This is a genomic window from Stieleria marina (assembly GCA_007741555.1).
In the GTDB taxonomy this organism is placed as follows: Bacteria; Planctomycetota; Planctomycetia; order Pirellulales; family Pirellulaceae; genus K23-9.
The window spans coordinates 3574821-3596434 of the sequence record CP036526.1 but is presented as its reverse complement, the minus strand read 5'-3'; the positions used below and the strand labels follow the sequence as shown (position 1 = coordinate 3596434).

Sequence of the window (21614 nt, the reverse complement as noted above, 5' to 3'; positions counted from 1 at the left end):
TCAGACCCGAGGGCACTGACAAGGTTTTCCGTTTTTAGTACTGATCGTGACTTTCGGCGAAAAGTCGCGCGGTCGTCAGATCAAGCCTGGATCAACCGACGGCGACGCGTTTGAAAGCGACGACTTCGGCACCGTCACCGAATTCGGCAACAGCGGCTTCGACGGTCTTTGTGTCGTCAAGCGCAAAGAACTGGCTGAGCAAGCAGCGTTCTTGATCCAACAAAGTGTTGTCGGCGATGAAGCGTTCCAGTTTTCCGGGAACGATTCGGTCCCAGATCTTTTCCGGTTTGCCTTCGGCGGCCAATTCAGCCTTGATGGCGTCCTCAGCAGCAGCCATGACTTCCGGTGTCAACTGTCGCTTACTAGCGAACTGAGGCACGTTCTTGACGGGCTTGCCTAGGTTTTCCTTTTCGTTCAGTTCATTCTCAGAATTGATCTGAGCTTGCAATGCTTCGGTTTCCTTGGCGACGAACTCTTCGTCGAATTCGTCCGGGCTCAGAATCATTGGCTTCATCGCAGCGATGTGCATGGCAACGCCACGGAAGAATTGGTCCGCACCGTCTTTGCCACCATCTTTGAACGAAACCAAGACGCCGATTTTGCTGCCGGCGTGAATGTAAGACGACAAGTTATCGCCTTCGACGACTTGGAAATCCGACACTTCGATTTTTTCGCCGATGGTGCCAGTTCGTTCGACCAATTTTTCGCCAACCGTCGAGCCTTCAAACTCAAGGGCAGCGACATCAGCCACCGTCTTGGCATCGCTCTTCATCGCCAGTTGGGCCAATTCGCTGGCCAGTGCGATGAAGTCATCGTTTTTGGCGACGAAGTCGGTCTCACAGCTCAATGCCAAAAGCAACGCTTTGTTGCCTTCGACTTCGGCGACGACCACACCTTCGTTGGCTTCGCGGTCAGCACGCTTGGCTGCCACTTTTTGGCCCTTCTTGCGAAGGTAGTCCATGGCGCCTTCGAGATCTCCGCCGGATTCCTGGAGTGCTTTTTTGCAGTCCATCATTCCTGCGCCGGTTGATTTTCGCAGTTCACTGACGTCTTTTGCTGAAATCGTCATCTTTTCCTCGTCTCTCTCGCTTGTCCGTATTGGCTTTGTGTAAATGAGCTTCAAATCGAACGGCAGGTTCGCCGCGGATCTTGATGGTAAAAGAACCGAGCCGTCGCGACGTGGGAGTCATCGACGGGCGATCGAGCGAAATCGATCCGATTCTTTGTCAGCCGCTGGCGCTACATTCAGGCCTATTACCCGTGTAGCGCGCTGTGCGGTTTGAAAACGCGAATTGGTCAGGCACCGTGGCAAACGCCAACGGCTGGCAACGACGCTTAGGCCGGTGGATCAGCAGGTGCTTCCGGTGCGGCTTCAGCCTGAGCAGCTGCTTTTGCTGCGGCAGCTTGGGCGGCAGCGGCTTGAGCAGCGGCGGCAGCTTGAGCTGCTGCTGCATCCTCTTTGCCTTTAGCCATGGCTGCTTGGCCTTTGCCAGCGATTACAGCATCAGCAAGTTGCTTCAGAATCAAGTCAACGCTGCGGATACCGTCATCGTTGCCTGGAATCGGCAAGTCGATTTGCGTTGGATCGCTATCGGTGTCGATCAAAGCAACCGTGGTGATGCCAAGACGCTTTGCTTCGCGTACCGCGTTGCGTTCTTTGCCTGGATCAACGATGAACAAGCATTCCGGCAATCGGTTCATGCTGCGCAGACCGTTTAGGTTGCGGTACATCTTGCGGTATTCGCGGTTAAGCGACGACTGCATTTTCTTACTGTAGTTTTCGATCTTGTCGCCACTACGGATGTCTTCCAGTTCTTCCAAACGAGTCAGACGACTACGAATGGTGCGGAAGTTCGTCAGCGTACCACCGAGCCAGCGTTCGCTGACGAAAGGCATTCCGCAGCGTTCGGCTTGAGCTTCGACGGCTTCGCCCGCTTGGCGTTTGGTTCCGACGAACAGGATCAAGCTGCCGCCCGAAGCGACTTGGCTGAGATATTTTTTGGCACGGAGCATTCCACGAAGTGTTTCGCGGATGTCCATGATGTGAATCTGGTTTTTGCGTCCAAAGATGTACGGAGCCATCTTCGGGTTCCAGAGACTGGTTCGGTGTCCAAAGTGAACACCTGCTTCGATCATTTCTTGGACGATCGCATTAGCCATCAGAAAACTTCCTTAAGGTTTGACCACAACGGGCTTCGAGAAACACGTCTCAATGAGACGGTTGTTTCCAGGACATCGGGTTATGCCAAAACATCAGCACACCACTCGTCCTTCATCCCAAAAGCTATGGTACGAAATGGGGTAAAATCGACGACTGGAGATCCACGTCGCCGGAGTTAAGCCCCAGAGAGTAGCGAAGTTACAGAAAATCGACAAGGGAACGTTTCCGGCATCTCAAAGGCATTCGAGTGCCCGAAGACGCGACGTCCCGTCCGTCAAATCCCACGTCGTGGATAAGCCGGCCTAGCGACAACAGCCTTTGTGCGAATTGCCGGGGCAAGTGACTTCCGGGTATTTCAGCCTGGATTATGTCGTCTAACTGCGATTGGGAAGTGAGCCGTTTTGACGTTTTGCATCGCTTGACGGCAAGAATCTGCGGCAAAACACGGGGTTAACTCCCAATTGGTCAGGTGGTGGGCAGTTCGCTGACGTTTGGTTGCCCCAGCCTGCCAGCCGTGCCCTCCACCACTCGGACGGGCAGCTGAACTGACGCTCCATCCCCGTATTAATTGGGACGCGATTTTAGTGGGCTGTTTCCACTGCTTGCTGGATCACCCTGCAAATTCGATTTCGAATCGTTGAATTCCGCAGCTACTGCCGCCAATCGAGGTGCTGCGCTGGGAGACTTTCGGAATAACGGCGCACTGGCGTTTAATGTCTGCATCAACTTGGTGGCAAATTTGGGCTGTGGTTGATGACATAGCAGGTACAGCAAGTTTTCGGCCGAAACACTTGCTCCCGATGGTATCGCACCGTCGACCGGATCTTTCACTCGCACAATTAGCGACGGGTGGTCCGACGATGTAAAAAAGAACCCGCCGCCCGAGTCATCGCCAAACCACTGGATTTGCTGCTCCGTGATTGCGTTCGCTTGAGTCAACCATTTAACATCGTCCGTTGCTCGGTGCAGCGCGATCAACCCGGACACCAGAAACGCGTAATCGTCGACGTACGCGTTCAACTTTGCTTGGCCCGCGGCGTAACTGCGTTTGAGACGTCCGTCGGAATCGGCCAATTCCCGAAGCACAAACTCAGCGGCGTCTGCCGCCGCTCGAACGTACTTGGGTTCGTGGAGGAGACGCCCGGTGTCCGCCAAGCCCGCAATCATCAGCCCATTCCAAGCGGTCAGGATTTTGACATCCGTGAGCGGACGCGATCGAGTGGATCGTCGCCGAAACAAATCTGAGCGGGCCGGCGCAAGTTGTTTTCGAAGTTCGTCGTACGTTGTGCCGCGTTCATCGGCAATCGACGTCAGCGACCGACGCGGATCGATCGCAAAATACTCGCCTTCAAAGTTCGGTTCAGCGGTCAGGCGAAACACGGTCGCGAAATTGGCGAATCCTTCGACACTGCTTTGCATGTCAGCGACCTCTGCTTGGGTCCAACGATAAAACTTTCCTTCTTCGCCATCGCTATCCGCATCCAGTGCGCTGTAAAACGCATTGCCGTCGGCCTTGAGCTCTCGCAGCACGAAATCGCAAATTTGTCTTGCGACATCGCGGTACTCCGGAGAATCAAAATCGACGCCGGCCTGGGCATACACCGACGCAAGCTGGCCGTTGTCGTAGAGCATTTTTTCGAAGTGAGGAATCTGCCATTTTCGATCGACGCTGTAGCGATGAAAACCGCCGCCAAGATGATCGAGCATCGCGCCGCTGAGCATGCCGTCCAGCGTTTTGCGGACCATCGCTTTCGCCTGTTCGCGCGACTCGCTCGCGACCGACTGGCGTTTCATTCGGTCCAATAGAAAAACCAGATTCGAGGGCTCAGGAAACTTGGGTTGATTGTCGCGTGCTTCGCTGTATCCAAATCCGCCGTACTTGGGATCAAATGCTTTCGCCAACGAGTCGGCGACGCGATCAATCATGGCATCGCTAATGCCGCCGGGCTGGGGCGTTGCTTCATCATCCGGTGACAATTGGTTTGCCGCGATCGCTTGGGTGACATGTTGGGCTTGTTTGCGAACGACTTCGTTTTGTGTTTTCCAAGCCTGATCAATTTGCTTGACAATGGACAGAAATCCCGTCGATGTGCCGCGGTCGCCCGTTCGCGCGGGAAAGTAGGTGCCGCCCCAAAACGGCTTTGCATCGGGCAGCAAAAACACCGACATCGGCCAGCCACCGCTGCCGCTGATCATCTGCACCGACGTCATATAAATCTGGTCGACGTCGGGACGCTCTTCGCGGTCGACTTTGATGCAGACAAATTTGTCGTTCATTAGTTTGGCAATTTCGGCGTCTTCAAACGATTCGCGTTCCATCACGTGACACCAGTGACACGCGGCGTAGCCGACGGACAAAAACACCATCTTGTTTTCGCGTTTGGCCTTCGCAAACGCTTCGTCACCCCAGGGATACCAGTCGACCGGGTTGTGGGCATGCTGCAGCAAATACGGGCTGGATTCTTTGGCCAACCGGTTCGTGTGTTCGTGCTTTGCGGTTGTGTGATCGCCGCCGGATTCTGCGACCGGGATACTAGATGATTGTGCCGTTTGAACTGCCGAAGGTTTATCGGGACTGGCGGGTTCGTCTTGTCCTCTAGCGGATGGCGCGTCCGCCCCCAGAACAAACAGTGACAACACAAGCGAGCAAATGAGGGTGCGCACGATGCGAAAGATGCCTTGAACGAGTCGAAAACGGGTCGCCGGTGCCGAAACCAAAATGCCGTCTTAAGGAGATTTATTCCTCTCGGAGTCGCAATGGCGGGGGAGATTCGGCTATTATCTTACGATCCAAACCTCATCCGATCACCGGCTCACCCCCCGAAACAGGAAACTATCAATGAAATCAACTCGACGCGGCTTTATCGCGACCACAGCGACCGTCGGTTCGGCGCTCGCCATTTCGAATGGCGCCTCGGCCGCCGACGATTCCAAAAAACTTCGGCTGGGCGTCATTGGTGTCGGCGGTAGCCGCGGTCGATACAACCGAGGCGGTGCAATTGCACGTCAAGCAGCCAAGTTTGCGACGACCGTCGCTGTCTGTGACGTCGATGATCGTCACACAGCAGAGTATGCCAAAGAGTTTGACGAAAAACACGGTTTGAAATTGAACAAGTACCGCGACTATCGCGAGATGCTTGAAAAAGAAGAACTGGACTGCGTCACAATTGGCACCCCAGACCACTGGCACGTGCCAATCGCCATCGCCGCGTTGGAAGCTGGCCTGCACGTGTACTGCGAAAAGCCATTGACGTTGACGATCGACGAAGGCAAACAGATTCGCGACGCCGTCGAAAAATCCGGCAAGGTTTTTCAAGTCGGAACACAACAAAGAAGCTCGAAAGATTTGTTCCTGACCGCGATCGCAATGGTTCAGACAGGTCGACTTGGTGACAACGTCAATGCTTATGTTGCGATTGGCGGCGCTCCTGGCGACGGACCTTTCAAAGACACCGAAGCTCCCGAAGATCTTGATTGGGACATGTGGGTCGGACCGGCTCCAAAAGCCAAGTACAGCGAAGAGCGTCGTCGTTTTTTCCGTTGGTACTTTGAATACTCCGGCGGCAAGATGACTGACTGGGGCGCCCACCACATTGATATCGCTCAGTGGGCGTTGTCACCGGGCGAAACGGGGCCCGTCAAAGTGACCAGCAAAGGCAAGTTTCCAAACGGCGTGCCTTCGGGTTTTAACTGGAGTAAATTCCTGGACGGCGAAATTTCGTTACCCAACACGTACAACACGGCAACCGAATTTCACATCGACCTGACGTTCGCCAGCGGAGCGGTTTTGAACGTCAATCACCACTACAAGCGTGAAGGCGATAATGTGGATTTCGGAAACGGAATCTTGTTTGAAGGCGACAAGGGACGCATCTTCGTCAATCGTGGCAAACTGGAAGGCAAGCCGATGAATGACTTGACGGATGCTGACAAGAAAGAGTTGGAAGAAAAGGTCATCGAGCTGTGCAAAGGCAAGAAGCCCGGCAACCACATGGGCAATTTCTTTGAGTGCATCGCCGACGGTGGAAAACCCATCTCCGACGTGTGGAGCCACCATCGCACGATGACGTCCTGTCACTTGTGCAACATTTCGCTGATGCTCGGTCGCGAACTGAAGTGGAATCCCAAGACCGAAGAATTCGACGGCGACGACCAGGCCAACAAACTGCTGAGCCGCAAGTCTCGCGAAGGTTTTGGTGCAAAAGTCGCGACCGTTAGCTAAGCGGAATCAACCGTCAACGCGTCACAACCTCGCGGCCTTTCGGTCGCGAGGTTTTTCATTGGCGCGTCGTTCATTCACGCGTTGTCCGACTTCAAAAGTGCATCGCCCGGAGTGCCGCGACTGGGCCGCGTACCTGCCGCCCAAATTTGCACAGGACGCCTACGTCGCATTGCAAACTGATGCCGTTCGCCTGAACACTGACTTCTTGCGTTAACACGTTTTGCTGCTTTCACAGACCTGTCTTTTTCATTCAGCTTTTGACGATTTCCGTCACGCCATTGTCATCCACCGAGTTTCTTAGCATGTCATCGTCAAAATCAGATTTGCACCGACGCGAATTTCTCAAGAACTCTGTCGCCGCCAGCGTGGCGGGTTCACTGGCCGCTCAGTCAATGAACGCACAAGAACTTGCCGCAACAGCAAAAAAAGAGACGTTCGTTTTCCCGGCAACCGATTCGCTGGTTCATCCTCGCGGATGGCAATCTTTGAATCCCGGCTACTGGCAAGTCGAAGGTGGTGCCCTTCGGCGGCGACTGACCAATGTTGGCGACCGCGCACGACGCACGGGTTTTCCATTTCACTCGATGTCCAAAGGGCAAGTGATGGAAACGCAGTACGACCCGTCGCTTCCCGCGGGAATGATTTACCGCAGCGACGTTCGACTTTCTGGTTCGTACCGAATTACAGCGACGTTGACTTATCGCGGCGATCGGCCAGCGCCAGCTGACGGCGACGATCCAAACTGGAAAATGTACCAAGACGGTTATGGCCGAATGGGAATCGCGTTTGGTGCAAAATCGCTATTAGAAAGCTTCGGCAAAGCCCGAAATGTCAGCCAAGTGGTCTACGATGATTCCGGCAGAATGCTAATTGTCCGCCCCGGAAAGAAACAGCAACCGGTCGCCGGAGGCGATGGCGTCAAACTGGCTGTGGGCGATCGCATCACCATTGTCGTCGACGTGATTGGCAAACGCGGCAGCTCGGAGGTCACGGTTCGGTTTTCTCGATCTAGCGACGAATCCACCAAAGACGAAATGCTGCTGTCCGTTCAAACGACGATGCCGACCAACTTGACCGAAGGCTACGTCGGAATCGTAGGCCGTGGCTTGATCGATTTTGAAGTCAACGATTTTGTTGTCAGCGGTGAAAAGATTGCGAAGTCCAAGCCAACTTCGTTTGACTGCTACGCCTGTTATCCACTGGGTGACACGCTGGCGCAAAACGATAATGGCGATTGGAACGTCCGATTCGTAAGCATCTTTCACAGCGATGGCGACAACGCGGAACTTCGCATTGCCGATTCGCCCGCCCCGGTCGGCGGCTGGCAAAACGTGAAGGTTGCCGGAAGTGCAAAAATCGTCAGCAATGATTTCCGCCGCAACACTTCCGTCATTGACGCCCAATTGCCGGCCAACCCCGCTGACAAAACGCTTTATTACACGATTTGGAAAGACGGCGTCGATGTAACCGCGGACACGCGGATCGGGTCACCCGAAGTCGGCCCCGGCACCGGGTTTGTCGGCGATGTGCCTGCGACCGGCCAATACGTCGGACGGCTGCCAAGACTGCAGGCGCCGTACAAGCTGTGCGGACTTTCCTGCCACGCAATCACAAGCGGACTGCAGCAAAAAACCCGCGACGGGTACCAGATCAAAGGCGGCGGTGCCGAGTGGCAATTCCGTGATCAACCCAGCGAAGGGTCGTACAAACATTTGGACGACTACAAATTCCAGATCATGGTCTGGGAAGACGACGTTTGGTACATGGAATTGATCATGTACCCCCCCAGCACGGACGACGCCTACAAGATCATCAATCGATCGATCGGCGGCCCCACCAGTCGCTGGCAAATGATGCGGCACTGGAACATCATCAATCCCGGCGACCATGACTACGGGATGGACGACGTCAAAGGCCCCGAGCAACTTGTGATCCGCAGTGTGCCAGGGCTGGGCCAAGACATCACCTACATGCAACGCAATTTCCAGATCGTCCACCATTTGACGACCGGTGCCCAGGAAGTTGACCCGCTGGAGAATCCCAAGAAGTGGCGTGCTTGGAAGATGCCCAACTTCGATTTCACGCTCGTAATTCTCGATTCGCGTCTCTGGCGTAGCAGCCAAGACACGGACATTTGGGACGATTCGGGCTGGGAAAATTTCAAAAGCCTTTATGACCGGACCGATCCAACCCGAAGCTTGCTGGGTGAAGAACAATTTGGCTGGCTGCAACAGTTGGTCACCACCGATTCATCGCGTCTGATGTGCTTGACCGGCATCAATGGCATGCACACTGTCTGGACGGGCGGCAAAGGCGACTCGGAAAGCAGTACTCACCCAATGAAGTTCAGCCAACGGGATCGAGTCACCGCGGACTATGCCGGATGGGTCAAAGCGGGCTCGGATCGTGTGCTGGAATTGCTTGGTTCGCGTGATGGCATCGTGACGGTCTACGGAGACGTCCATAACGGTTGCATCATGAAAAACATTGAGCATCGAATCATCGAATGCAGTTTCGGGCCGATCGGTCGCAATGGCGGGCGCGGCGTCATCCCAGGCTTTGGCCCCAAGATGAAAGACGTCGATGGGCGTGAGGTGGAAATTTCGTCGCTCTATCACCAACACTACGCAGACGCAGAACTTTCGCCGCACGCCAAAGGTGAGCCGTTTTATTGGAATTTTCTAGAGATGGAATTCGATCCGACCCAACCCGATCCCAAAATCGATTTACGTATTCGAAACCTCATCGATAGACCGCGCGATAAACCGCGTGGCGGTGGAGGGCTTCGCACCAACGCTTCGGCGACCGGACGTTTGTTCCCGGCATGTGTCACCGCAGAATCATCGCTGCCCGACGCCGACGTGCACTTCATGACGCTTAATGGCACGCCACTGCGGGCGACGCGCAGTTTTGCTGATGGCAGAGTGCCAACGGTCGGGCTTGATGGTATCGAACCGGGCGACAAAATCCTGATGCTTGCCAGTGACGGCGACAAAACCGAATCCAAAATCGTTGTCGCCAGTCACTCGTAATCGCACGATCGTCACGTGCATCGTTCAACTCACCTGCGTCGTTCAACTTACCTGCGTCGTTCAACTTACGTGCGTCGTTCAACTTACGTGCGCCGTCGTACGCGATAGACTATGGCGTTTCCAAAACGATGTGCGTTCGGACAATCTCCCACTGAATCACTTCTCCCTCAATTGCCAATCCCTGCGATGAACCATCCCTTCGGAACCGCTACGCTTGCCATCGTTTTCGCACTGACAACGTCCTGGATGGCCCAAGCCGCGGAAAAACCCAACATCATCTATATCATGTCCGACGACATGGGATTTTCGGACATTGGATGCTATGGCAGCGAAATCAAAACGCCACACTTGGATTCACTTGCCGAAAATGGATTGCGGTTTACGCAGTTCTATAACACCGCCCGTTGCTGCCCCACTCGCGCCAGCTTGCTGACCGGCTTGTATCCTCATCAAGCCGGCATCGGGCACATGATGAACGACCGCGGACACGATGGTTATCGCGGCGAACTGAATCGATCCTGTGTGACGATCCCCGAAGCGTTGCATTCGGCGGGTTACAAAAATTACATGGCGGGCAAATGGCACGTCACCACCAAGATTGCCCCCAAGCAGGAATCGGACAAAGACAACTGGCCTCGCCAGCGCGGCTTTGATCGCTTTTACGGCACCATCCACGGAGCGGGCAGTTTCTTTGACCCCAACACGTTGACTCGCGAAAACACGTACATTTCCCCGGTCACCGACCCCGAGTATCCGCGCAGTGCCCGCACCAACGGCGATTACTACTACACCGATGCCATTGCTGATCATGCGTCGCGGTATATCCACGAACATCACACCGACGAAGGCGACAAGCCGTTCTTCATGTACGTCAGCTTTACCGCTGCCCACTGGCCGATGCATGCGTTGCCTCGCGACATCCAAAAGTACCAAGGCAAATACGATGCAGGATACGATACGATCCGCAACGCGCGTTACGCCAAAATGGTTCAACTGGGATTGATCGATTCCGATTCGACCGTCAACTGGACGATTCCTGACGATTGGAAAAACGACGACCAGTGGGATTGGGACAAACGCAACATGGAAGTCTACGCGGCGATGATCGACAACATGGACCAAGGAATCGGACGAATCGTTGAATCACTGAAAGACACTGGCCAATTCGAAAACACGCTGATCTGTTTCTTTCAAGACAACGGCGGATGCGCCGAAGGATACGGTCGACGCGGAACCGGTGGACCTCGCGCAGAACTTCCCACACTTCCGCCGCTCGCTGACGACTATTTGCAGCCCAACATGACGCCCACGCAATCGCGTGACGGGTTTCCGATGCGAACCGGTGTAGGAACGATGGCCGGGCCCGCCGACACGGCGATCGGATACGGAAAAGCGTGGGCAACGGTCAGCAACACACCGTTTCGCGAATACAAGCACTGGACTCACGAAGGCGGCATTTCGACTCCGTTAATTATCCACTGGCCCGACAAGATCACTCGCGCCGGTGAACTGGAAACCGTCCCGAGCCACTTGATTGACTTGATGGCCACTGCCGTCGACGTCGCGGGAGCGGAGTATCCCCAAACATTTCACGATGGAAACGACATCAAGCCGATGGAGGGCGTCAGTTTGCTGCCGCTGCTGACTGGCAAACCCATCCAACGCGAAGCCATCTACTGGGAGCACGAAGGCAACCGAGCGATACGCCTGGGCGACTTCAAGTTGGTCGCGAAAGGTGTCAACGGGAACTGGGAGCTTTACAATATCGCCAATGATCGCAGCGAACAAAATGACTTAAGCCAGAGCGAACCAGAGCGGGTCAAAGAGATGGCTGCGATGTGGCAGACCTACGCCAAACGTGCAAACGTGTTGCCGCTGAACCCAAGATCAAGAGCAAATCACCAAGCTGCCAATACGAATAAGCGTTTTGAATTGTCCGGCGATGCCAATTTGGAAGGTGGCCAGGCACCGTTTGTTCGCGGGCGCCGAATCAATGTGTCGGCCGACGTCGACATCCATGGCGATGGTGTGATCGTCGCCCAAGGCGGGGTGACGCACGGTTGGTCGTTGTATGTCAAAGACGGGACCCTTCAATTTGCTGCCGCTCGCAATGGCAAACGCAGCACGCTCGATTCCAAGGTGGCCATCCAAGGGCGGCACAAAGTCAGCGCCACGCTAGGCACGCTGGGAGCGATCACAATCCACGTCGATGAAAAGAAGGTCGCCAGCGAAAGGATCGCGGGCTGCCTGGTCGAGCAGCCAGTGGATGGTTTGCAAGTTGGACAAGATACCAACGGCGCGGTCGGCGATTACAAAGCACCATTCGCGCTGATCGGCGACGTCGATAAAGTGATTCTGAAACTGAAACCTTGAACACGAGCCCTTTCAATCTCATGCCCGACTATTCCGACCACGTCGCTTTGATCACCGGTTCCGCAACAGGAGTGGGCCGCGCCTGTGCCCTGCGTTTTGCAGAACAGGGTTTTAACGTCGTTATCAACTACTCCAAGAGCGAAGCCGAGGCACTGAAGACGGCCAGCGAAGCGAAGGACCGTGGCGCAAATGTTCTGGTACAAGGCTGCGACGTGGCCGACGACCGAGCGGTGCGAGCCATGATCGCAAAGATCAACGACACGTTTGGACGGCTCGATGTGCTGGTGAACAACGCCGCTACCACCAGCTTTGTGCCGCACAGCGAATTGGAAAAGCTAAACGAATTGATGTGGGACCGAATGCTGGACGTCAATCTGAAGGGTCCGTTTTTTGTAACGCGAGCTGCCGCTGATCTGCTGCAAGCTGGAGACGGCGGAAGCGTGGTCAACATCAGTAGCGTTGCGGGGATCACGGGGAGCGGATCATCGATTGCCTACTGTGCCACGAAAGGCGGTCTGAACACGATGACAAAATCACTGGCACGCGTCATGGCTCCCAAAGTCCGCGTCAACGCTGTATGCCCAGGACCGATCGACAGCCGGTGGATCAAAGAGGGGAACCCCAGCTGGGACCTGGACGAGATGACCGCTGGCTATCCGATTCCCAAAGCATCAACACCGGATGACATCTGCGATGCCGTCATTTTTTTCGCTCTTGGTACAGGAATGACAACGGGACAGTTACTGCCCGTCGACGGCGGGCAAACCTTGTTGCCCTGATTTGGCCGAACGCACTGCGATGCGAAGAAACCGAAGTCCAATCGACCAGAAAGAGTTGCTATTTCCAAGAAACACGGTGGATGCGTGGCCACGGCTCCCGTTCAATGTCTTGAAGGTCCCGTTTTTCTGATTCTTTCCCTCTGAGCATTGCCCCAGCATGAAGAAGACCCCAGCGATCATTGGCTGTATTCTGGCTACCATCGCCACTTGCACCGGCCTGTCGGCTCAAGGACCGCGTCCGGACAATCTGGGCGCGTCGCGTTTGGACCTGGGCGAACCTGGAATCGCTTGGTACACGACTTGGGAATCTGGACAGGCGGAAGCCAAACGAAGCGGTCGACCGATCATGTTTGTTGCCGCGGCAACGCAGTGCAATGGTGTCTCGGGCGTGTTCTGACCTGGCTACACTGCCACGCAGAACGGTCTGTTCGCATCGAAAGAGTTCATCGACACCACCCGCGATTTTGTTTGCATCCGATTAGATTCTTACGAAAGCGCCGAGCATCAAAAATACGTACGCACCTTTTTGGATGGGCGATTCGAAAACAGCGTCTTCTGTTTGCTTGCTCCCGACGGCCAACGCTGGCTTACCCGTGCCAATCGTGGTCCTCAACAAGTCTTTGGCCGTCAGTCGTCGGTCGACCAAATGCAACGCTACGCATTGCAGTACCCTGCCAAAGCCGACGTGGCCGAATCAATCGTTCAGGATTTCCACAGTTTTCGACAAGCGTTGAATGTCGCGTCTGCTGATCAACGCGTGCTTGTGTTGATCAACGCCCCGCCAACCGACGAAGCCAAACTGCGCGAATCACTTAAACCCATCGCCAACCACGCAAACATCATTGGTCGCTTCCATTTCGACTTTGATTCGTCCGGGGCGGCCAAAACTGCGATCAATCCGTTTAGCAACGAACCCGGCATCGCGATCATCGCCCCAGGTGAATTTGGACTGACCGGCAAAGTGATCCAGAAATTGCCACTGGATGCTTCGCGCCAAACGATCTTGCAGGCACTTGAGTCGGCCAACACACAGTACGCCCAATCGACTGCCAAAAAAGTCTACTCCACGCATGTTTCCAAGGGACGCAAAGCAGGAGTGTATTTTGAAGGCGCGGTTCCCTACGGCGAAGACCGCGACGGCGACGGACAGATCGACCAAGGGAAAGGCCGGCGCAGACGGTAGGCCACCTTCACGCTCTCGCCCCATCGCAGGCGTGAAGCAAACGCCGCGAATTACTCATCCGGTGAATTGCGTATCGTTTTGGCGAATTCTTGCACTACCGGCCGGGTCGTTAGCCTTGGATTGACGTGCGGGCGTGCCTTGAGCAGTTCTTGCTGAGCCTGCTCCATGGTCATGCCGCGGTACTTCATCAGCCAGCACATGGCCACCGTCGCGCTACGGGCGCGGCCTGCTTTGCAGTGAATGTAGACCGTGTCGCCTTTCTGGACATGTCGTTCAGTAAACTCAACGGCCAGCTGGACATCTCTCAAACGGGGATGCGTAAAATCAGTCGTTGGAATTCGCAGTTGTTCGATTCCGTGCTGGATGTAGGCGTCCTTCGGTCCAGCGTATTCTTCGCAAGTGTTCACGATTCCTCGCACGCCCTCGGCATACAGCCCTTCGACATCGCGTGCAAACGGATACGCCCCGACGATGACGTGCGGATCAATCCGATCCCACCAGCGACGCACCTTCAACACGCGACCTAAGAGCAAGTTCCAACCCAAGGTGGGATAGAAAACAGCTTTCGCGTACAAGCGATTTAACACAGACAAGTTGATCGATCCACTTTGACGATTGAGGCGCAAGAAAAATGGCGACGCACATCAACGATGTGCGTCGCCATGGAATTCTAACAAGTCTGGTCAGATCGTCTATTTCGGTTTTGCAATGCAATAAAGCTTGCCACCGGAGCGAATAAACAGTTCGCCATTGCTAACCGCTGGCGTTCCGCCAAAACCGGTGTCGTCCGTGATCGTATTGGTCGCCAGCAATTCCATTTCGGGTGTCGCCGAGAGCACAAAGAAGGTGCCTTTGCTGGAAGTGACGTACAGTTTGCCATCGGCAAGCACGGGTGAAGCGTAATCCAGGTTTCGCATCCCTCCGCCACCACCGCCTCTTGCACCACCACGTCCGCCTCCTCGGCCTCCGCCGAATCCGCCACCCGATTGATCGCCACGGGGAGGCCCGCCTCCGGGACCACCTGCACCGCCGGGGCCGCCCGCGCCTCCACCTCCGCCAGGTCTTCCGCCGCGATCGCTACCTTCGGCCAAACGCTTTTGTTCGACCTTCTTGCCGTTCTCTGTTTCAAAGCAGGTCATGATGCCGCCCGAGAAACTGTAGAGGTGGCCATCGTGATAGACAGGCGTCGCGAACCGTCCGGCGATGTTTCCGTCCCAAATGACCTGAGTATCGTTCACATCGCCCTTGCCGCCAGCTTTGACAGCGACCGCCTCGCCACCGCGACCTCCCGTTGCAAATACGACGCCGTCGGCTCCCGGAGCCAAACTGGCCGAAGACGAAGAATCTTGAGTGCCTCGACAATACCAGCGTAGTTTGCCTGTTTCGGGGTTCAGTCCCCACACTTCGCCCGGCACACCGATCACCAAGTCGTCGCGTCCGTCCGAATTAACGATTAACGGAGTTCCCCAAGTACTCGCGAGATCCCCCGCAGGCATTTTCCAGACTTCTTTGCCGGTGGATTTTTCAAACGCAAACATCGATTCGCTTTCGTCCGATGCATTGACGATCAACAGGTCCTTGTGCAACACCGGGCTGGATGCGGAACCCCATCGTTGTCGGCCCGAACCGTTGCCGACGCTCTTACGCCAAATTTCGTTGCCATCCAGGTCAAACGCGAGCACGCCCGTTTTGCCAAAGAACACAAACACATGCTTGCCGTCACTAACTGGCGTGTGGCTGGCATAACCATGAGCCGGCACTCCCATGCCCTCGTAGGGGTCTTCGGGAAGAGTCGCTTCGACGGCTTTGGACCAAACCACCTGTCCGTCGGCGCGGTTGACGCAAACAAGGTGCCGTTTCAAATCTTCGATCTTTTCATCCGTTCCACCGACGCCGTAGCCGCTATACGCGGTCACATAAACTCGTTCGCCGATGACAATCGGACTGGAGACGCCTTTGCCAGGGAGATCGGTCTTCCACTTGATGTTTTCGGTGTCGCTCCATTTCAAGGGCGTGGCTTCCGAATCGGCGCTGACGCCCGAGCCTCCGGATCCCAAGAAACGAGGCCAGTCTTCAGCAAACGACGTCGAAACAGCAAACACAATTGCGGCAGCACTCAACAAGGCTCTTCGCATCTCAGTTCTCCGGAATACGGTTAGATAAGGACGCAAGAAACAGGATCCATTTCTGCGTGCCGATGAAACCGTCGCAAACCAACGAAGTTACGCAGAATCCGTTTAGAAAGTCTACGTGCACCTCATCTTGTCGCCGCCCATTTCTCTATGCAGCCCATCTGCGGGCTTAGAACGCGTTGGGTTCGGATTGCTGCCCTTGGTATTGGCCTGTCATGGTCAGGTAAGCGACCGCACCCATCAAATTGACCAACGGAGATGTCACAAGCAGGCCGATTCCACAGAGCAGAACGCCCAGCAAACTGATCAACATCGCAAAGATCGCCAACACCAATGAATTCAAGCGATTGCCTTTGGATACGACGCCGGCTTGTTCAAACGATTCAAAGACTCCGGATTCACGATCGATTACCAACAACAAAGCTGGCCAGTAAGTGATGGCAACATAGATTCCAGGAACGATCAGCAGCAGCATGCCGAGCCCCACTCCCAAACCAAAAATGATCGACGCTCCCAAGTATCTCCAAAAGCTGGAACCGCCGCTGAACAGCATGTTGAACTCGACCGGTTGATTTCGAGCGATCGCAATGCACATTCGAAACATTCCGATCGTCAGCCACATTTGCAGTGCATTGCCGATCATGCTGATTCCAAAACCGAAGAGCGCCATGGCTGCTCCCTGGTTTCCAACAGCTTCGTTCAGAATGGTTTGAAGAAAGGCAAATCCAAAATTGACGGCAAAGATCACCACCGTGGCTCCAATCAACAATCCCGCGTTGGCCTGAAACAATTTCCAAGCGACCGAGACACAATTGCCAGGATCAAACGGTTGGGGATTGATCGGTAAGGTGCCCGCAAACTCCCTTTGATTCAGATTGGAAGTCTCAACCGGCGATGCGTAGGGATTCATCACAGGATCTTCGCCTCCTCCCGTCACACCGCCAGCACCACTCCCCATTGTTCCACCTGACCCGGCTGCCGATCCCTGATTTGCTGCACCAGCACTGGGAACCTGCACAATCGAATTGCAGTTGGGGCACTGAGCTTTTTTGCCGGCGGTGTTGTCTGCGACGGACAACGTTTGCTTGCACTGGCTACACAGGAATTCAATGGCCATGGAACGTCTCTTCAAATGCTAGAGTCAGATGGGTTCAGCGATGGCGTGAGTGTAACGCATCGGTTCAAACCAGATCATCGCTCCGCAAGCGAACCATCATCCGCGACGTAAAAAAATCTCCCGACGCACTCCGGTGCGTCTCTGCGGCTCCAATCTCAAAGACAAGACACATGAGCAAATAGAACATTCCCCGACTACCAAAAACGCCTTCGACGAGATCCCCCGCCAAGTTCAAAGCCATCTAGCTCCACGCCAACCAGCTTCACTCCCGCACGCTTCGGACATCGTCGGCGTCTGGCAGCTGTTCACGCGGTCAGTACCAATCGCGAAGGAAACGCCTGGCACAAGCAGACAGTTCGCGGCACCATCCGGCTCGCGAGACTGACCGATGCACTAATTGCGGCAAGACATCTTGGAAATTGATGCCTCCACCGCACGCGATTATTCGTGTACCACAGCGAAAAGTCCTGTCGGCAGGACGTCTTACGGCAGCGGGTTTTCGCAGTCGAACAAATTCGACTCCCCACCCACGTGGGCTTCGCATCAGTCGTCGATGCAGGTTTCTAAGAACCGAGCCAGCCGATGGAAATCGCTGTCCGTTTCGATGAACCGAACTTTGGTGACAAGCGTTTCGGGATCAACCAGCTGTTCAAACGGAACGTATCGAAGGTTGAACTGGCCTTCGACCGAAACCATAACACCGTTGAGTTTTTCTTCGACCAAAGCACGGTACGCTCCGACCCCCAGTTGTGATCCGAGCATCACGTCGTAGGCATGAGGCGGAGCACAGCGAGATTCGTAACCGAGTTGCAAACCGTTGACCTTACGGATCTTGCCGGTGCGTTCGGTGTAACGATCTGCGATCAGTCCCGACATCAGGGCACACAAATTGATCGTCGAAATGTTGATGTGTCCGTGGTCGTCACGATTGACACCTTCGAGATACTTTGCCGGCAAGTACTCTGCCATGCCTTCGGCGATCACGATGGTTCCATACTCGCGACCTTCGCGTTCACGAGCCAGCATCATGTCGACCATTCGATCGACGACGCGATCCAACGCCATCACTTTACGCGACTCGCCGGTTTCGGCATTGACGATTTCTTTTTCCGCCAACGCGCCCTGCACGTCTTCGACGCTCAGCACCATGCTTGCTTCGCCTGCGATCGCGGCACCGTATGCCAACCAGCCAGCGCTGCGGCCCATAGCTTCGCACAAGAAGTAAGCGCGACTAGCAGCCGCGTCGTAGTTAAGGTTACGGATCTCTTCGGCCAGCGTTTCCACGGCGGTAAAGAATCCGAACGTAAAGTCGATGCCGGAGTAATCGTTGTCGATTGTCTTGGGCAAGTGAACGACGGGGAATCGTCTCGCGTCAGCGGGCAAGTTGTCTTGAAACATTTTCAGCTTGTTCGCTGTTTTCAGCGTGTCGTCGCCACCGATCGAAATCAAAGCGTCGACTTCAAGCGAACAAAGGCCTTCGTAGACTCGGCGTAGCGGCGCGACCAGTTCCGGGTCTTTCAAATGTTCGGGCGCACTGACGTATTTGCCGGGATTGGTTCGCGCGGTGCCGATCATGATGCCACGACTGCAGCGGGCTTGCGCCAGATTGTCGTGAGTGAATCGGATGTAATCGGTGCCTTCTTGAAGCGGACCGGCAGCGGTGTATTCGGCCAAGCGGCTGTAGCCGTGCTTGATCCCGAAAACCTGCGAACCTTCTTCGAGAAACGAAAACGCGGCTGTTGAGATCACTGCATTGGCAGCCGGCGCGGGACCGCCAGCGAACAGGATGGCAACGCGTTTGATATCCAGTGAGTGATGGTCGGGCATGTCGGTCACGATTATAATGAGGGGGTGAGAGTAACGTTGACGCCCCCAAGTCATCGGTCGCTAACGACAGGGACTTAGGAAACACGGACACTTAGCAAACACGGAAACTTGGGAAACCCAAAGTCGTTGGAAACACGAAGCAACCTGAAAAGCTGGGACAGATAATCTGTCGATCGCCGACACAGCGCCTGTGCAGCACGGGGCCAGAGCAGCCGCGAGTGAAACGGCCATTTTAGAGATGTGACGCATTAAGCCAAGACGGCGAACAGCAATGCCGCCGTGTTCCCGATCGATAACCGTGAGAAAGCCGCGTTTTGGGCGGTTTAGGTGGACTGCCGGCCCCTTATCGATTGGTTAAAAAACTGCGAATCAAACTTCATCCCAGCTTAACGCGGCTTCGATGGCCGATTCGTACTCATTTGGCGACATCTCCAATACGTCACGCATCTCCGAAAGCAGCTTCATCTGCGGTTCGCCCATTTCATCATCCGCTGTGGCCGCCAAAAACATCGCCTGCAGCGCTCGAGCACGCTGTTCGGGACTCCATCGACGCGAAACGGTCAAAACGTAGTTCTTTGCCAAAATTTTGTTTTCGACGGCGACCGAACACAGATGGCCCAGTTCTTCGCGATCGGCTTCGCGTTGCAACAGACGCATTGCGATTCGCTGGAGCGTTGCGATTTCATTTTCGCTGGTCGTTCCGTCCGCCAAAACAACCAAGACGGCCGATCGCATCGCTTCGTCGCGAAACTGATCCTCTTGCTGGGCTTCGTGATGAGCCCGGTCAAGTTCCAGAACCGAAACGTCCCAGTTATCGCGGCAACCATCACAGTCCACAAACACTTCGGCCCCACCGACAGGAACGGTCGGAATGAAATACAGGGTCAGAAAAGGACGGCGTGCGCGCAGGCGATAAGTCTGTGAACTACTGCAAGTAGGGCAATAAAAATCGCCTCGCTCGCGGGTCCGCGTCAGATTCATGGTGCCAATCAGAATCATGGATCAATCTTTGAAAGGATAAAGGTAGGTGGCAGAGTGGTCATGCATCGAAAGTAAACCGGTATCGAACCGAAACGGCTACGCATTGGTGCACCTCTCGGCGGCTTCTTATGCAAGCAACCGTGCGATCTTCCGGTGAGCAAGCAAACGTTCCGGTGATCAAGCAAACGGGGCAATCAGTCGAATTTGATTTTCCGGTCAACTCTTGTGCCGATTTTGTCGATTCCGGCGTGCTTGTCGTCGATAACGAAAGTGTAGCGTACACGGGCTAGGACCATTGTTGATCCCTGCGTCGACGCTAACGATTACGTCGCACTCGATTTATTCAAGCGGATTCCTTGGTCATGCGTATCGACACTCAGCGATTCGGCACACTTCAGCTTCAAACCGACCAACTGTTCTTGTTTCCGCAAGGTTTGATCGGAATGGAATCATTGCGTCACTGGGCGTTGCTTCCTGACCAAGAAAACCCGTCCGTCGCATGGCTGCAAAGTGCATCGCGAGGCGATCGAGCCATCGCGTTGATTAGCCCTCGGGCATTCTTTTCGGACTATCGTGTGCGTATCTCGCGTCGCGAACTGGGTTGCTTGCATCTAAAACCCGGTGCTGAACTGTACGTAATGACCACGGTATCGGGCCATGTTGGCAAATTGAGCACGAACCTCCGCTCACCGATTCTGGTCAATCTTAGCCGACGACTTGGTTGCCAAGTCATCGCCGACGCTTCGCAGCCGATCCAGCAACCGCTGTCGATATCGTCTCAGCGCAAGCAAACGGTCGCGGATCTCGTCCGCCGAGCCGCCTAGTTTGGCTTGCGATTCGCCGCCCGCGTGCACGTTAGTTGCGAATGAGCAGCGAAACGAGTCGTCAGCGAATTGCGAAACCGAAACCAAAGGCACTCTGCAGCAGCATCAATTGCTGCTGCGATGGTTTTGCGAGGTATTCGCGAGCATCATTCGCTATCCGCACGCAAAGTCATGAAAAAGACCGGAACACCGTTTTGGTTCGGTCAAGACTACACGTACGGTCTCAATCGTTTGCTTGCATCGAATCGGCATGATCCGCATGGACCGACCTAAGAGCTGACTGGTCAATAAGTTTGGCAACCGGGCCGATCATTAACCTTGTCGAGGGCGGGAGAGACAGTACTCCCCGCAGCTTCTTGATAAAGCCAACACGTCCAAGGTCGGACTGAGGCGGCGAGAAGATCTCATCCGTATAACATCTTGAATGACCCTGAGGGCATCATGCTCGTCCTTTCCCGACACCGCGACGAAAGCATCATGATTGGCGACGACGTCGTAGTTACGATCGTCGACATCCGTGGTGATAAAGTTCGTCTGGGCATTGAAGCCCCCCAAAGCATCCCGGTGCACCGTCAAGAGGTGTATGACGCGATTCAACGCGAAAACCGGCGTGCAACGCAAACCGGGGCGGGCGCGACCAAAGACGTCCAGCCGCCCAGCGACAAATAGACTTCCGACGCCCGCGCTCTGTTGCGTCAGGGAGCGGAACCGTCGTCCGATCAGTAGCCCTCACACTGATCACGTGTGCCAGATTCATTGGATCGAGCACCTTTATGGGAACTGGGAATCGGTGCGGTCGATCGTTGATCGCGCCGACATGCGACTGGATGCACTAGCGCAAACGTCCCAGCAGCCAGCCTAGCAGCAATGCTGGGCTGATTTTGTTGCCTGCAAACTGATTCAGCAATCTATATCAATCTCCGCGCGATCTATCTCTGCGCGGGCAACCAGTCGGGCAATCTACGCCATACCATTCCTCGGTA

The 21614-nt window shown here is 55.0% G+C and carries 17 protein-coding genes; 9 read left to right on the top strand and 8 right to left on the bottom strand.

The features are described from left to right. Positions 1-91 precede the first annotated feature (91 nt). The 3 genes from tsf to K239x_RS12495 all read right to left on the bottom strand — a co-directional run bounded on the left by tsf (position 92) and on the right by K239x_RS12495 (position 4798). The gene (tsf, locus tag K239x_RS12505; RefSeq protein WP_145418397.1) at positions 92-1069 is read right to left on the bottom strand and encodes a translation elongation factor Ts; all 978 of its coding nucleotides are present in this window, start codon (positions 1067-1069) and stop codon (positions 92-94) included. 266 nt (positions 1070-1335) lie between these two features. Next, on the bottom strand, positions 1336-2160 hold the full coding sequence (rpsB, locus tag K239x_RS12500; RefSeq protein WP_145418395.1) for a 30S ribosomal protein S2: 825 nt from the start codon (positions 2158-2160) through the stop codon (positions 1336-1338). 565 nt (positions 2161-2725) lie between these two features. Continuing rightward, positions 2726-4798: a thioredoxin domain-containing protein gene (locus K239x_RS12495; RefSeq protein WP_419189989.1), complete on the bottom strand. Its 2073-nt coding sequence runs from the start codon at positions 4796-4798 to the stop codon at positions 2726-2728. 202 nt (positions 4799-5000) lie between these two features. Here K239x_RS12495 and K239x_RS12490 point away from each other — a divergent pair, with 202 nt between their 5' ends. The 6 genes from K239x_RS12490 to K239x_RS12465 all read left to right on the top strand — a co-directional run bounded on the left by K239x_RS12490 (position 5001) and on the right by K239x_RS12465 (position 13750). Beyond that, positions 5001-6383 carry a Gfo/Idh/MocA family protein gene (locus K239x_RS12490; RefSeq protein ID WP_145418391.1) on the top strand — a complete coding sequence of 461 codons (1383 nt, stop codon included), beginning with the start codon at positions 5001-5003 and terminating at the stop codon, positions 6381-6383. Between the two features lie 302 nt (positions 6384-6685). Next, complete coding sequence (locus tag K239x_RS12485) at positions 6686-9415, top strand: alkaline phosphatase D family protein (protein ID WP_145418389.1); 2730 nt, start codon at positions 6686-6688, stop codon at positions 9413-9415. 186 nt (positions 9416-9601) lie between these two features. Continuing rightward, positions 9602-11788 (top strand): arylsulfatase, encoded by a 2187-nt coding sequence (locus K239x_RS12480; RefSeq protein WP_145418387.1) that lies wholly within the window; start codon positions 9602-9604, stop codon positions 11786-11788. 20 nt (positions 11789-11808) lie between these two features. Further along, entirely contained in the window at positions 11809-12567 is a 759-nt protein-coding gene (locus K239x_RS12475) for an SDR family NAD(P)-dependent oxidoreductase (protein WP_145418385.1), read from the top strand. Between the two features lie 157 nt (positions 12568-12724). Continuing rightward, positions 12725-12964 (top strand): thioredoxin domain-containing protein, encoded by a 240-nt coding sequence (locus K239x_RS12470; protein ID WP_145418383.1) that lies wholly within the window; start codon positions 12725-12727, stop codon positions 12962-12964. A 162-nt stretch (positions 12965-13126) separates the two neighbouring features. Continuing rightward, positions 13127-13750, top strand: coding sequence for a hypothetical protein (locus tag K239x_RS12465; protein ID WP_145418381.1), 624 nt, complete (start codon positions 13127-13129; stop codon positions 13748-13750). Between the two features lie 50 nt (positions 13751-13800). Here K239x_RS12465 and K239x_RS12460 read toward each other — a convergent pair whose 3' ends face one another. The 5 genes from K239x_RS12460 to K239x_RS12440 form a co-directional block, all read right to left on the bottom strand. After that, on the bottom strand, positions 13801-14337 hold the full coding sequence (locus K239x_RS12460; RefSeq protein ID WP_419190088.1) for a dual specificity protein phosphatase family protein: 537 nt from the start codon (positions 14335-14337) through the stop codon (positions 13801-13803). Positions 14338-14442: 105 nt separating this feature from the next. Next, positions 14443-15885, bottom strand: coding sequence for an outer membrane protein assembly factor BamB family protein (locus K239x_RS12455; protein ID WP_145418379.1), 1443 nt, complete (start codon positions 15883-15885; stop codon positions 14443-14445). A 166-nt stretch (positions 15886-16051) separates the two neighbouring features. Beyond that, positions 16052-16999 (bottom strand): hypothetical protein, encoded by a 948-nt coding sequence (locus K239x_RS12450; protein ID WP_145418377.1) that lies wholly within the window; start codon positions 16997-16999, stop codon positions 16052-16054. A 543-nt stretch (positions 17000-17542) separates the two neighbouring features. Then, positions 17543-18826: a 6-phosphofructokinase gene (locus tag K239x_RS12445; protein ID WP_419190087.1), complete on the bottom strand. Its 1284-nt coding sequence runs from the start codon at positions 18824-18826 to the stop codon at positions 17543-17545. A 369-nt stretch (positions 18827-19195) separates the two neighbouring features. Next, positions 19196-19825, bottom strand: coding sequence for a TerB family tellurite resistance protein (locus K239x_RS12440; protein WP_145418373.1), 630 nt, complete (start codon positions 19823-19825; stop codon positions 19196-19198). A 122-nt stretch (positions 19826-19947) separates the two neighbouring features. Here K239x_RS12440 and K239x_RS28520 point away from each other — a divergent pair, with 122 nt between their 5' ends. The 3 genes from K239x_RS28520 to csrA all read left to right on the top strand — a co-directional run bounded on the left by K239x_RS28520 (position 19948) and on the right by csrA (position 21300). Further along, positions 19948-20097 (top strand): hypothetical protein, encoded by a 150-nt coding sequence (locus K239x_RS28520; RefSeq protein WP_419189988.1) that lies wholly within the window; start codon positions 19948-19950, stop codon positions 20095-20097. Between the two features lie 72 nt (positions 20098-20169). Continuing rightward, positions 20170-20631 (top strand): flagellar assembly protein FliW, encoded by a 462-nt coding sequence (gene fliW / locus K239x_RS12435; RefSeq protein WP_145418372.1) that lies wholly within the window; start codon positions 20170-20172, stop codon positions 20629-20631. Between the two features lie 441 nt (positions 20632-21072). After that, positions 21073-21300: a carbon storage regulator CsrA gene (gene csrA, locus K239x_RS12430; RefSeq protein WP_145422340.1), complete on the top strand. Its 228-nt coding sequence runs from the start codon at positions 21073-21075 to the stop codon at positions 21298-21300. The last annotated feature ends 314 nt before the right edge of the window (positions 21301-21614 follow it).